At 38.7% G+C, this 13,072-nt stretch carries 13 protein-coding genes; all 13 read left to right on the top strand.

Features of this window, described 5'->3' with window-relative positions; all coding sequences use genetic code 11:
* The first annotated feature begins 22 nt into the window (after window positions 1-22).
* The 13 genes from BM095_RS05170 to BM095_RS05110 all read left to right on the top strand — a co-directional run bounded on the left by BM095_RS05170 (window position 23) and on the right by BM095_RS05110 (window position 12,763).
* Complete coding sequence (locus BM095_RS05170; protein ID WP_177194704.1) at window positions 23-1,078, top strand: Ldh family oxidoreductase; 1,056 nt, start codon at window positions 23-25, stop codon at window positions 1,076-1,078.
* Between the two features lie 31 nt (window positions 1,079-1,109).
* The gene (locus BM095_RS05165) at window positions 1,110-1,979 is read left to right on the top strand and encodes a fumarylacetoacetate hydrolase family protein (protein WP_091658461.1); all 870 of its coding nucleotides are present in this window, start codon (window positions 1,110-1,112) and stop codon (window positions 1,977-1,979) included.
* A 24-nt stretch (window positions 1,980-2,003) separates the two neighbouring features.
* Entirely contained in the window at window positions 2,004-2,795 is a 792-nt protein-coding gene (locus BM095_RS05160) for an SDR family oxidoreductase (RefSeq protein WP_091658458.1), read from the top strand.
* Window positions 2,796-3,044: 249 nt separating this feature from the next.
* Window positions 3,045-4,268, top strand: a complete 1,224-nt coding sequence (locus BM095_RS05155; RefSeq protein ID WP_091658453.1) for a CaiB/BaiF CoA transferase family protein — start codon at window positions 3,045-3,047, stop codon at window positions 4,266-4,268.
* Entirely contained in the window at window positions 4,261-5,046 is a 786-nt protein-coding gene (locus tag BM095_RS05150) for an enoyl-CoA hydratase/isomerase family protein (protein ID WP_177194703.1), read from the top strand. Before BM095_RS05155 ends, BM095_RS05150 begins: the two co-directional genes overlap by 8 nt.
* 11 nt (window positions 5,047-5,057) lie before the next feature.
* Window positions 5,058-5,477: a PaaI family thioesterase gene (locus BM095_RS05145; RefSeq protein ID WP_218151606.1), complete on the top strand. Its 420-nt coding sequence runs from the start codon at window positions 5,058-5,060 to the stop codon at window positions 5,475-5,477.
* Window positions 5,478-5,624: 147 nt separating this feature from the next.
* Entirely contained in the window at window positions 5,625-6,611 is a 987-nt protein-coding gene (locus BM095_RS05140; protein ID WP_091658443.1) for a tripartite tricarboxylate transporter substrate-binding protein, read from the top strand.
* Window positions 6,612-6,674: 63 nt separating this feature from the next.
* Window positions 6,675-7,115 (top strand): tripartite tricarboxylate transporter TctB family protein, encoded by a 441-nt coding sequence (locus BM095_RS05135; protein WP_091658440.1) that lies wholly within the window; start codon window positions 6,675-6,677, stop codon window positions 7,113-7,115.
* A gap of 18 nt (window positions 7,116-7,133) precedes the next feature.
* The gene (locus BM095_RS05130; protein ID WP_091658437.1) at window positions 7,134-8,660 is read left to right on the top strand and encodes a tripartite tricarboxylate transporter permease; all 1,527 of its coding nucleotides are present in this window, start codon (window positions 7,134-7,136) and stop codon (window positions 8,658-8,660) included.
* Window positions 8,661-8,744: 84 nt separating this feature from the next.
* Window positions 8,745-9,419, top strand: a complete 675-nt coding sequence (locus BM095_RS05125) for a GntR family transcriptional regulator (RefSeq protein ID WP_091658434.1) — start codon at window positions 8,745-8,747, stop codon at window positions 9,417-9,419.
* 3 nt (window positions 9,420-9,422) lie between these two features.
* Window positions 9,423-9,941: a gamma carbonic anhydrase family protein gene (locus tag BM095_RS05120; RefSeq protein WP_091658431.1), complete on the top strand. Its 519-nt coding sequence runs from the start codon at window positions 9,423-9,425 to the stop codon at window positions 9,939-9,941.
* Between the two features lie 12 nt (window positions 9,942-9,953).
* Window positions 9,954-11,348 (top strand): SLC13 family permease, encoded by a 1,395-nt coding sequence (locus BM095_RS05115; protein WP_091658429.1) that lies wholly within the window; start codon window positions 9,954-9,956, stop codon window positions 11,346-11,348.
* A 620-nt stretch (window positions 11,349-11,968) separates the two neighbouring features.
* Window positions 11,969-12,763: an SDR family NAD(P)-dependent oxidoreductase gene (locus tag BM095_RS05110; protein ID WP_245757817.1), complete on the top strand. Its 795-nt coding sequence runs from the start codon at window positions 11,969-11,971 to the stop codon at window positions 12,761-12,763.
* Window positions 12,764-13,072 lie beyond the last annotated feature (309 nt).

The following is a 13,072-nucleotide window of genomic DNA, read 5'->3' as shown; positions in this document are numbered from 1 at the left end:
TACAAGTTGGGAGGGAAAACGAGTGAATAGGATAGATAAGAGCACCTTAACACATTGGGTTCAGGAGATTTTCACCAGTATCGGAATAAGTGATACGCATGCAAGAACAATAGCGGACCATCTCGTATTAGCAGATATGAGAGGCGTACATTCTCATGGAGTTAGCAAAACTAGTATTTATACAAAAAGATTAGAAGAGAGGATAGTTAGAAAAGACTTATCTTATACTTTAATGCGAGAAACTCCAGTTAGTGTGCTCATTGATGGTGAAAACAGTATGGGCATTCCGTTGGCAACAAAAGGAATAGAACTAGCCATTGAGAAGGCGAAAGAATCTGGGATTGGAATAGTAGGAATAAATCATTCCAACCATGCAGGGATGCTTGCCGCCTATACAAGTTATGCTGCTGACCATCAATGTATCGCTCTTGCAACTACTTCTGCGCCACCAGCTATGGCACCCTGGGGAGGTAAAGAGAAGTTTTTTGGTACAAACCCACTGTCATATGCTGTTCCGACTGGGAAAGAGATAAACATCGTATTTGATATGGCAACCACTGTTGTTGCTAAAGGAAAGATCATTCTTGCCGAGCAAGAAAATCGCCAAATTCCTTTAGGTTGGGCCTTATCTAAAACAGGCGAAGAAACTACTAATCCACAAGAAGCTCTTGAAGGAATAATTTTACCAAGTGGTGGTCCGAAAGGGTATGGGATTACTTTTCTAGTAGAAGTCTTATCTTCTCTGTTTACTGGGGCATCTTATGGGCACCACATCGGCAATCTTTTTGATGACTTTCAAAAGAAGCAAGATGTTGGACAGTTCTTCTTTGTAATGCGAGCAGACTTATTCGAGGAGCTTGATATTTTTAAATGTAGAATGGATCAGTTAATTGATGAGATTAGAAATGTAAAAAAACAAAAAAACGTAGAACGAATCTATTTACCAGGTGAAATTGAATTAGAAAAATCTAAAGATAGAGAGAAACATGGAATCCCATTAACCAAAGAAGTAGTGGACGACCTGGTAAGAATAAGTGAAAAATATAAAATTAGTATCCCTCAAGAAAGTGTAAAATAAATAACTATATTTATATAAGGAGAGTGGAACAATGAGATTAGCAACAGTAACACATAATGGTAGAGAAAAAGCTGCTGTAGTCAAAAACGAGAAGGTGATATTAATAGAAACGATCAATGATTTATTCCAAAAAAATTGGAGTACAAATTTATTTGATTTGCTTCAATCTAATGACTTAACTTCCATAAATGAATGGTATCAATTAAAGGGGGGAGAAGAATTAAAAGAAGTAGAAAGTTTGAATAAAGAAAGTGTGACATTTGGCCCGTTGTACCGGCATCCAAGGAAAATTTGGGGTATTGGATTGAACTACGTAGAACATGCATCCGATTTGAGTGAAAAAGCTCCGAATACTGAACCAGCAAGCTTTATGAAACCAGACACAGCAATTATAGGGCCCAACGATTTTATTAAGATCCCACATCAATCGAAAAGAACAACAGCGGAGGCTGAGCTAGGAATCATTATTGGAAAAGAGTGTAGAAATGTATCTGAAACAGAAGCCATTAATTACGTTGCTGGCTATACTACTATCATTGATATGACTGCTGAAGATATTCTACAGCGTAATCCGCGTTATCTAACAAGGTCAAAAAGTTTCGATACATTTTTCAGTTTTGGACCGGAGTTAGTAACAACTGATGAAGTAGAAAATGTGCATTTACTGGAAGTATCGACTGTAATTAATGGGAATCTACACAGGAAAAATATTGTCTCTAATATGACTTTTACGCCTTGGGATCTTGTGTCCTTTCATTCAAAAATCATGACGCTTCTACCGGGTGACATTATATCGACAGGTACCCCTGGGGCAATTGTTATACGAGACGGTGACGTAGTAAAGTGCGAGATTGAAGGCTTTACTTCATTAGAGAATGGAGTAATCGACTTAAAAAAATAAATGTAATATTAAAGGAGGATCCAAATGGAACTAGGGTTACAAAATAAGTCTGTTGTTATCACAGCCTCTAGTAAAGGATTAGGAAAGGCAACCGCCATTCAATTTGCCGAAGAAGGGGCTAATGTTCTCTTATCTAGTAGAAGCGAAAACGAATTAAAGGAAACCGTAACAGAGATCAAAGAAAAAACAGGAAATAAAAATGTCGACTATCAAGTGTGTGATGTTACAAAACCAGAAGATATTAGGAAGCTTGTTCAGTCAGCAGTAGAATGGAATGGCACGGTTGACATCTTAATAAATAATACTGGAGGGCCTCCGGCTGGGACACTTGAAAAGTTTTCTGACGATGACTGGCAAAAGGCGTATGAACTGAATTTGTTAAGTTTTATTCGTTTAATAAGGGAAGTCTTGCCCTACATGAAAGAAAATAATCATGGAAAGATTGTTAACTTTGCATCCTCTTCTATAAAACAGACACTAGATAATTTACTTTTATCTAATACTTTTAGAGCTGGTGTCGTTGGGTTATCCAAAAGTTTATCACAAGAGTTGGCGAGCAATAATATTTTGATTAATACAGTCGGGCCCGGCAGGTTTGCTACGGAACGAGTGGCTGAGCTTGATGAAATTCGGGCCAATAAGCTCGGAGTTTCAATTGAAGAATTGCGGCAACAGACGGAAAGGTCTATTCCTATAGGTCGATATGGACAACCTGATGAATTCGCTAAAATGGTTGTATTTCTTTCTTCCGATGCCAACACATACATCACGGGCCAGTCTTTTGTTGTAGATGGCGGTTTGGTTAAAGCCTTATAATTTAAAACCTAAATTAAAAATATTACTTCTAAAGATATAAATTTTTTTCAAGTAAAATCAGTGATAATAGCTCCATTTTTTTCTTCATTAACTCCTTACTTCTTGGTAAAACCTCTCATAATTACTTGTAGAAAGCATCAATTAAGAAATAATAGATTCAAATATTAAAAATTGTTTGACAAGTATGACTTAATTAGATATATTTTATATTGTATACAATATAAAATATTAAATGAGGAGGTCGAGATTATGCTTCCATTAGATGGTGTGAAAATTTTGGACATGACGCAATTTCTAGCAGGGCCATATTGTACAATGGTTCTCTCTGATATGGGGGCTGAAGTAACGAAAATTGAGCGATTTCCGGGAGGGGATGACTCTAGAAGATTAGGCCCGTTTATTGATGGGGAAGGTTATCCTTTTGCAATGCCAAACAGAAACAAGAAGAGTTTGGCACTAGATTTAAAGTCTGAAAAAGGAAAAGAAATTTTTTACAGGCTTGCAAAAGAAGCGGATATTATTATTGAGAACTTTCGACCGGGTGTGGTTAAAAAGCTAGGAATTGATTACGACTCGATAGAAAAGAAGAATCCATCAGTTATTTATTGTTCAATATCTGGTTTTGGGCAAACTGGTCCGTACAGTCAAAAAGGTGGGTTTGATATCATAGCTCAAGGAATAACTGGCTTCATGAGAATGACTGGTGAACCAAATGGAAAGCCGGCAAAAGTTGGAATAGCTATAAATGATATTGCAGCTGGAGCAACAGCTATTTACAGTATTTTGGCAGCTTATATCCATCGATTAAAAAGTGGGGAAGGCCAATATATTGATACATCTTTAGTCGATGCAGGTCTTGCGTGGACTATATGGGAATCTGCTGCTTATTTCGGTGCCGGTGAAGTGGCTATGGCAACAGGGACTAGGCATCGTCGTTCGACTCCTTATCAATCCTATCAAGCAAAAGATGGTTATGTAACAGTTGGTGCTGGAAATCAAAAGCTCTGGGAGAAATTTTGCGAACAAGTTATAAATAGGCCCGAATGGATTGATGACCCCCGCTATAAGACGTTGATGGATCGAATGGACCACATTAACGAATTAGAAAAAGAGATAGAGAACATTTTTATTCATGAACCTATGCAATACTGGGTTGATAAATTAGACAAAGCTGGCATCCCTGCAGGTCCTGTTTACACGTATGATCAGACGTTGAGTGACCCTCATGTGAAGGCCAGAGATATGATCGTTGAAATGGACCATCCAAAGTTGGGGTCAATAAAAACAATTGGAATACCAGCTAAAATGTCAAAAACTCCTTTAGAAATCAAAACACCGGCACCTTGGCTTGGCCAGCATACGACAGAGAAATTGAGAGAAGCGGGCTATTCTGATGATGAAATACAGTTGTTATATGAAGAGGAAATTGTTTTTAATAAGTATGAGAAGACGGAGGAGGAAGTTCATGAGTAAACAAGACATATTATTAGAAAAAAAAGGTGAAATTGCCACAATAATTTTGAATCGCGCGGAAAAACGGAATGCTCTAACTCATGAAATGTGGAAGGCCATACCGTCCCTTATAGAGGACGTAGAAAACGATCCGAATATTAAAGTCCTCATTGTTAGAGGTGCTGATCAAACGGCTTTTGCAGCAGGCGCTGACATTAGTGAATTCAAAACTTTGAGAGCAGATTCAAAAGGTGCAAAAATTTACAATGATGCGACCCACAAGGCTGAGAGAGCAATAGCACTTATGTCAAAACCAAGCATTGCTATGGTTCAAACATGGTGTATTGGAGGTGGGTGTGAGATTGCATTAGCTTGTGATTTTAGGTTTGCAGATACGAACAGCAAATTCGGTATTACCCCAGCAAATCTAGGGCTGGTATACAGTTTAACAGCTACTAAGCAACTAGTTGATTTAGTAGGGCCATCCCAGGCAAAATACATCTTACTATCAGGGAAGCATGTTGATGTCAATCACGCATTACGAATTGGTTTAGTTGACCAAGTTTTCTCACCGGAAGAAATTCAAGAAGAAACATATAATTTTGCTGAAACGCTCTGTAAAAAAGCGCAATTCACTGTTCGCAGTATGAAGGAGATTATTGGTTTAATCACTTCAGGGCAAACAGAAGATGACGAATACACGGAAAATTTACGTACTAGCTCTTTTGACACAACTGACTATAAAGAGGGAGTCCAAGCTTTTCTAGATAAAAGAAAACCTCAGTTCACATATTCATAAGGATGGATCAAATGGACAAACAACAAGCGAAAGAACAATTTAACTATGCCTTAGAACACGAAAAACCAGAATTTGAACATTTCTTTCTCGCTAAATTTCTAGGACTTAATTTTTTATACGAAAATGAACAATGTATCATCACCTTCTCTAGCAAGCGTTTTATGTTCAATCCGCAAGGCACATTGCATGGTGGAGTAATAACTTTTGTATTGGATGTTTCCATGGGACACCTTTGTAAAAAGCATTTAGGTACTGCAATAACAGTGGAAATGAAAACACAGTTCTTAAGACCTGTCAGTGAAGGAGATGTACAGTGTGTTTCTACTTTTGTGAAAAAAGGGAGTAAGTTAGCCTTTTTGAAATCTAATTTGTATAATGAGCAAGGAAAATTAGCGGCAACAGCAACCTCAACGTGGTTGAAAACTGAATAGAAATTCCATTAGGTGGAATTTCTGTTCAGACTGTATTACAGAAGGTATGCCATGTTTCTTATGGTGTAAATTATCTGAATAGGGAGAATAAAAAATATTTTTGAGTGATTTAGTAACTATTGAAAGCGCTTAATTAAGGAGGAGAGTATGAAAAAAATAATTTTTTTCTTATTAGTGATTGGAATTATTGCGACAGGGTGTTCCTCGGATGAAACATCTGGAGAGACATCGCACGCTTCAGAATATCCATCTACTGAGAACACTTTGGACTGGACTATTGCCTTTGGCCCTGGTGGAGGAAATGATGTAATGGCAAGGGAAATGATTAAAATACTTGAAAAATATGACCTGTATGAGGGTGATATTGTTCCTGAAAATCGTGAAGGTGGAAGCGGAGCCGTAGGGTGGGGACATGTGCACCAAAATATTGGAGATCCATATCAAATATCTACAACTAGTGGAAGCTTCATTACCACCCCGCTACAATCAGATCCAGGATGGGACTATTCTGATTTCACACACGTAGCTTTAATGGCCACCGATGATATGTTTTTTATGGTAAGCGGGGATTCCGGTTACGAAACAATAGATGAATTTGTTGATGAAGCAAAAAATAAAACGATGAATATTGGCGGGATTGGTGTAGCTAACGTCGACCGTATGATTGTTGAGACATTTGGCAAAGAAGCAGGTATAGATTATGAGTATGTATCCTTTAATGCGGAAGGGCAGCTTCAATCAGCACTGATGTCAGGTAGCTTAGACGCAATAGTGGCAAATCCTAGTGGTGTAATTGGCCAAATAGAATCTGGTGAAATGAATGCTCTAGCATTTAGCGGACTTGAACCGTTAGCTGATTACCCAGACATTCCGACATTTATTGAAGAAGGGTATGAGGTAAACATATCAATGCCACGTGGTGTGATTTTAGCGGGAGATGTGGATGAAGAAGTTCGCCAATGGTGGATTGATACGATGAAGGAAGTAGCAGAAACCGATGAGTGGGAAGAGTACATTCAGAAAAATTACCTAAGTGAAAATATATTATATGGCGAAGACTTCACGGAATATCTAGAAGAGACCTCATCAACATTCAATAATATTCTTAGTGATCTTGGAGTACTAGAAGAATAATCGATGCAATAGGGGATATTTATCCCCTATTGAAGATTTTTAAAAGATTGAGGGAGATAGTTCATGAGGATTATATTTTCTGTATTTTTGTTTTTATTTTCCATTTATTTCACGGTACAGGCATATGAATACGACTACATGACCAGCTCAGGACAGTTTGGACCAGGTTTTTTCCCACTCTGGATAGGTTTTCTTTTGATAGTATTCACAGCGATTACTCTTTTTAAAGCAATCAAGCAAAGATTGGAACAAGAAGATTTGAAATCCAATCAATTAACTACGTTATTTCTAGTTTTCGCCGTTACGTTTCTGTTTATATTCTTACTTAACATTTTAGGTGCTGTCATAGGGATGGTTATCTATGTGTTTGCCTTGCTTTTTATTTTAAACAGAGAAAAACTTGTACTTAATACCATTATATCCATCACTATCCCAGTCGGAACATATCTGCTTCTAGATGTTTGGCTGAACGCAGGATTTCCAAAAGGCATTTTTGGATTGTAAAAGAGAGGAGGGAACATCTTGGAAATACTAGATAATTTATTATTGGGCCTGTCAGTAGCAGTTACACCTATTAATCTCCTATTTCTGATAGTCGGTGCATTTGTCGGTATGATTGTCGGTATAATACCGGGATTCGGACCTACCGCTGGCATTGCAGTTTTACTTTCGTTAACTTTTTCAATGGACCCTATTACAGCCGTAATAATGTTAGCTGGTATTTATTATGGATCTATGTATGGAGGAACGATCACATCGATTCTTATAAATACTCCTGGTGAATCGGCCACAGTTGCTAGTACCTTTGATGGTTTTCCCTTAGCCAAACGCGGGAGAATAGGGCCAGCACTTGTGATGCAGGCAGCCGCATCCTTTATAGGCGGAACAATAGGTGTCCTACTAATCTCAGGGTTTGCCCCTGCATTTGCAAACTTTGCAAAATCCTTTGGTCCCCCAGAATTCTTTCTGATCATAACAATTGGACTATTAGCGTTAATAGTGGTCATGGGGGATAACAAAGTTAACGGTGCTATTTCAGCACTTCTAGGCTTAGCGGTATCACTTGTTGGTGTGGATGTCATCACAGGAGCACAGCGATTTACTTATGGTCATCCTGAATTGATTAATGGGATTTATTTTCTCCCAGTAGCTATTGGATTATTTGGTCTTGGAGAGCTATTCTACTCTATTTATAAAGGAACTCATAAAGAAGAAAGAAAACAAGCAGTTTCATTTAAAGATAAGGAAACTTTTTGGCCGAATAAACGAGAATGGTCAGAAAGTAAAGGAACATTTGCAAGAGGGTCTGTTTTAGGTTTCTTCGTTGGGATGTTACCTGGCGCGGGGGCAACTGTAGCTTCACTATTATCCTATTCATTAGAGAAAAAAGTATCAAAATTCTCGGATAAGTTTGGAAAAGGATACATGCCGGGTCTTGTCGCACCAGAGTCAGCAAACAACGCGGCCTCAGCTGGAGCTATGATTCCACTACTGACATTAGGGATACCGGGATCGGGAGCAACAGCAGTATTATTAGGGGCATTTTTAATGTGGGGACTGCAACCTGGACCACTTATGATGGAAAATGAACCAGAATTCGCCTGGGGTTTGATTTCGAGCATGTATCTAGGAAATGTGATTCTTATTTTAGTTAATATATTTGCCATTCCGCTCTTTATAAAAATCATGCAAGTACCTTATAAACTAATGATACCAGTTATTTTAATACTTTGTACAATCGGTACATACAGCTTGCATGGTAGTATAGTCGAGACATGGATTATGCTTGCCTTTGGACTGATTGGTCTGTTTATGAAGCTGTATAATTTCTCGCCGGCTGCCCTCGTTCTTGCTTTAGTCCTTGGACCGATGGCGGAGGATACATTACGACAAACTTTGATAACGTCTGGAGGCAGTCTAGGAATTTTTGTACAACGGCCTATATCACTTATTTTAGTTCTAGTTATTGTATTTATAGTTGTTTTGCCCGCTATTAAATTTCTTAAAGATGGAAGAAAAAAAGATAGCAGTAAAGATATATCTCTTTAGGAGACACACTGTGTAAAACTGTCTATGATATAGTTAATATAATATTTTAATAGAGGAAGAACGGAAGGAGAAGTAATAAACACTATGCGGGTAATTCATAAAACAGTCACCACTGCAACCTACGAAAAACTAAAAGCTGATATCTCAGCGGGAAAGTATAAGCCTGGTGATCATTTGTTACTCAAACAATTATCTGAAGATTTACAAGTAAGCAGAACTCCGATTCGAGATGCGCTTATCAGATTACAAGAAGAAGGGTTGGTAGAAGCAAAACCCCATCGTGGTATGTATGTCCGTAAGTTAAAAGAAAAAGATATCAGCAATTATTATCAGACAAGAGCGGTATTAGAAGGGCTTGGAGCTAAATTAGCTGCGGAAAACATAAAACAAGAAGAGACCCAAGTGTTAGAAGATTTTATAAATAGGATGGAGAAAGTGCTTATTCATAGGGAAGATCAAGGGGATGAAGCCATCATAAAACTTAATAATTCCCTTCATGATTATATATTTAAAATAGCAGATAATGAGGTCCTTGATCGACTAAGAAGGACACTTGCTAGTCCAATTGCTCTCATACGAGCTACTTCATGGATTGATAGTGAAAGGAAATACGAAGTTTTTAAGGAACACGAGAAACTAATTATAGAGATTATCGCGAAAAATCCAGAAAGAGCAAAAGAAGCTGCTGAGAATCATATTCACAAAGCATGGGAGTCAGCAAATAGAAACTTGAAGAAGTTACCAGAAGAGGAGGACTAATATATGCAATATCGATTAAATAAGAAAGAACCTACTATCCACGACAGTGTTTACATTGCCCCTGGGGCGCATGTAATTGGAGATGTAACGATCGAACAGAATGCGAGTATTTGGTTTAACGCGGTTGTACGGGGGGACAATACTTCAATAAAAATTGGAGAAAGATCTAATATTCAAGATGGAGCGGTTATACATGTAGACCCTGGATTCCCGGTAGCCATTGGCAAGGATGCAGTGATTGGTCACAATGCGATTATCCATGGTTGCACGATTGAAGATGGGGCTCTCATCGGTATGGGTGCTTCTGTATTAAATGGAGCCATTATTCAAAAAGGCGCCCTTGTGGCAGCAGGCGCTCTTATCACAGAAGGCATGGTGGTTGAGGCAGGGATGCTAGCAGTTGGTACTCCCGCTAAAATAGTGAAAAAATTATCTAGTGAACAAATGTTAAGAATAAAAAAAGGTGCAAACAGCTATGTTGAAAAAGGCAAGCTCTATCATCAAAATCTAGAAATAATCTAGGTATAAATCAAAATGAAATGCCTTGTAAATAGTAGAAGCTTATTTTATATTTTAAATAGTTTGAGCTGGTTACTTATTTTCATAGTACCAACACATCATGCGCTGATGTTAATAGTATTAATTTTTGCCTTAAGTGGCTGGGCGTTAGGTGTGTGGCCACAACCGATCATATCTCTTATAATTTTAATTTATTTAGAAATCGTGGGTATTAAAACGTTTTCAGAAGGTTTACAAGGGTATGCCCAACCATTTGTCTGGTTACTAGTCGCAACGTATATTATTGCCTCTGGATTTGAGACGACTGGTTTAGGAAGACGGATCGCCCTTCATATCTTATCCTTTGTCAAAGGAAACATTACCGCGTGTGTATTTGTTGTGATCGTTACCTTAATGGTCCTAGGAATAATAATTCCGACTGGAGCAGGAAGAATCGCCATGATTCTTCCAGTCTGTACTGGGTTAATTGAGGTAGTAAAGGTCAATAACAATGGACAGTCATTTTCCAAAAGTGTGTTGTTAGCCGTCACATTATCCTCAACCGTCATGTCGTTTGCTTTGATAACTGGCTCTAGTTCGTCGATTTATGCAGCCTCCACAATCGAATTGATAACTGGTTTCAAATGGACGTATTTATACTGGATTATTGTTCATGCCCCATTAACCATAGTCGGATTGATGAGTATATGGATAATCTTAGTGAAAAAGTATCCTATGAAACAGGCTGGGTGGGGAAGTGGCAAATTATATATCATTGAAAAATTAGCGGAAATAGGAAAAATATCCGTACAGGAGAAAAAACTTTCTATACTCAGTGCCTTTATGTTAATTGGGTGGATGACAGAACCTTTACATGGATATACCGTACCTGTGACAGCAATGTTTGTTGGCATCATTTCTTGTCTGCCAAAAGTTGGCGTACAAAGCTGGAAAGATGCGAGCCAAGCCATACATTGGGATGTGATAATTTTATTCGGTTCCGCCTATGCATTAGCGGACGCTTTCCAGTCCAATGGCACAGCAGACTGGATAGCAAAAGGGTTATTACACTTTTTACCAGAGAATTCTCCACTTCTAGCGGCAATTGTTATGATACTTCTTGTGAGCTTGTTTCGTCTTGGGTTTGCTAACATGCTAGGAATTACTGCGGTATTTTTACCTTTATCCATTAGTGTCGCACAAACTCTATCCATAAATCCTATATGGTTAGCTCAAATTGTTTTTATCACTTGCTCCATGGGTTATTTTTTGCCAACACAAAGTCCGTCAAATTTGATGACTTACTCCTTAGGTATATATTCCATCCATGATCTCTTTACATCTGGTTTTTTCTTATTTTTGATTATGATACCATCGTTATTAATAATAGCTTATTTCTATTGGCCTCTTTTAGGGATAGTTCCAAATTAAAGAGCAACCTAAGGGATATGTGTCTGACTTTTACTCCAAGTTACAATAGAAACATTTAACCCAGGTTGGCATTTTCCTCTGATCTACCTATAGCTCTTGCAATCTCCAGATCATAATCTACTCTATTACTTCAGAAAGTTTGACTAAAGTTACTTCAGTATCCATGATCCAGTCTTATTTAAAATAAAATAATGACATTGATACGGAGGATTTGAATTGTAGTGTAACCAATGGTGCTCGTTATCACCCTTGATACAATCAAACTACCAACCAAGGGCACTACTGCCCTAGGTTAATGCCCTACCTAATGGTAAAAAGCATGTCGAGGTCAACCAAATATGGTTTTCGCTAGTATAAGTAACTTAGCGGCATAGAAATAAATATTTAAGGGAACTAATGACCTCGAATATTTCCCTTGAGCCTACGGAGGATCCCATCCATGTCACGAATTCTCAGGATGAATGAATTTCCTATTTTTCAACGACATTTTCTTCCGAGACCCTATCAATGCTTACGCCATTTTGTTCTCCTCCTTCCTTTCTCACATGTTTCTCTTCCCCTCCCTTTGTTATGATAGGTTCACATCTACATACAAACCAATGCAAAGGATGGGATACATCATGATTTTTTCTGATACCGCTTTATCTGGGAAACATGTGATCATCACGGGAGCGACGGGCGATATCGGCGGGGAGATTGCGAAAGTGGTTACTGCCATGGGGGCTAAAGTGTCTCTTACAGGCCGCAATGAAGATAAATTAAACAAGCTGAAGGCGGAACCGGAACGCTCTGCAAGAGAAGAGAACATTTTCATCCAGCCTGCTGAATTAAATGATGCTGCCGATCGAGAACGAATGGTGGATGCGATGGAGAGAAAGAACGGCTCTATCCATGGTCTCGTGAATTGTGCGGGCGTCGTGAAAAGAAGCATGGTGACCGATATGACCGAAGAAATGCTTCACCATGTGATGACAGTAAATTTCACGTCTACAGTTCTACTCACGCAGCTGGTGTACAAAAAGATGATTCCTAACGAAAGTGGATCGATCGTTAATATTGCTTCGTTGTCCGGGCTTCGCGGCACAATCGGCAATGCCATGTATGCCTCCAGTAAATTCGCTTTAATTGGCTTTACCCAGTCCCTTGCGCTCGAAGCCATTCAGCATAACATCAATGTGAATGCGATTTGTCCTGGATTCGTGGAAGGCCAAATGGCACGCGACGTGATTGAATACAAAGCGAGAGAAAATAATATTTCCTACGAGGAGCAAAAGAAAATTACCTCCAACACGATCCCGTCCGGAGCGCTCACTCAACCTGAAGAAATTGCGAATATTACCGGCTTCCTCCTCACAGGAATAGCCACCAATGTCGTTGGAGAATCTATTAAAATATCAGGCGGATCCGTAGTATAGACGATCTGTCGAAGGAAGGCTTTTGGATGTTCTGTCCAAGAGCTTTCTCTTTTTACAAGGTAAAGGTATAACTTTTATGGCGTACTGTACAGCTTTACATGCCATCGCTTTAAGGCAGAATCATTTCGCACTGCGGTGGTAAAGTCTCCTCGACGGGGCATCGGTGCTTGTCGCTGAGAGGAGAGTACCTCCCGCTTTTTTGGGGAATTCAATTTCATAGATAACAACAAAGATGTTCGCCCCTCGCTCCTTTCCATAAAGGTAAAAAACTTACTATTTCCATAAAAAAGCCCTAGGGAAAAAGTTGAC

The organism is Alteribacillus iranensis (assembly GCF_900113025.1).
Classification (GTDB): domain Bacteria; phylum Bacillota; class Bacilli; order Bacillales; family Marinococcaceae; genus Alteribacillus_A; species Alteribacillus_A iranensis.
Note: the sequence above shows the minus strand (reverse complement) of the source record. Positions and strands in the feature narration are given on the sequence as shown.

Bases quoted from the DNA above. Each gene is read 5' to 3' on its own strand.
- BM095_RS05145 (WP_218151606.1), top strand. From the start codon at position 5,058: ATGGACAAACAACAAGCGAAAGAACAATTTAACTATGCCTTAGAACAC.
- BM095_RS05140 (WP_091658443.1), top strand. From the start codon at position 5,625: ATGAAAAAAATAATTTTTTTCTTATTAGTGATTGGAATTATTGCGACA.
- BM095_RS05110 (WP_245757817.1), top strand. From the start codon at position 11,969: ATGATTTTTTCTGATACCGCTTTATCTGGGAAACATGTGATCATCACG.
- BM095_RS05135 (WP_091658440.1), top strand. From the start codon at position 6,675: ATGAGGATTATATTTTCTGTATTTTTGTTTTTATTTTCCATTTATTTC.
- BM095_RS05150 (WP_177194703.1), top strand. From the start codon at position 4,261: ATGAGTAAACAAGACATATTATTAGAAAAAAAAGGTGAAATTGCCACA.
- BM095_RS05120 (WP_091658431.1), top strand. From the start codon at position 9,423: ATGCAATATCGATTAAATAAGAAAGAACCTACTATCCACGACAGTGTT.
- BM095_RS05160 (WP_091658458.1), top strand. From the start codon at position 2,004: ATGGAACTAGGGTTACAAAATAAGTCTGTTGTTATCACAGCCTCTAGT.
- BM095_RS05115 (WP_091658429.1), top strand. From the start codon at position 9,954: ATGAAATGCCTTGTAAATAGTAGAAGCTTATTTTATATTTTAAATAGT.
- BM095_RS05125 (WP_091658434.1), top strand. From the start codon at position 8,745: ATGCGGGTAATTCATAAAACAGTCACCACTGCAACCTACGAAAAACTA.
- BM095_RS05165 (WP_091658461.1), top strand. From the start codon at position 1,110: ATGAGATTAGCAACAGTAACACATAATGGTAGAGAAAAAGCTGCTGTA.
- BM095_RS05155 (WP_091658453.1), top strand. From the start codon at position 3,045: ATGCTTCCATTAGATGGTGTGAAAATTTTGGACATGACGCAATTTCTA.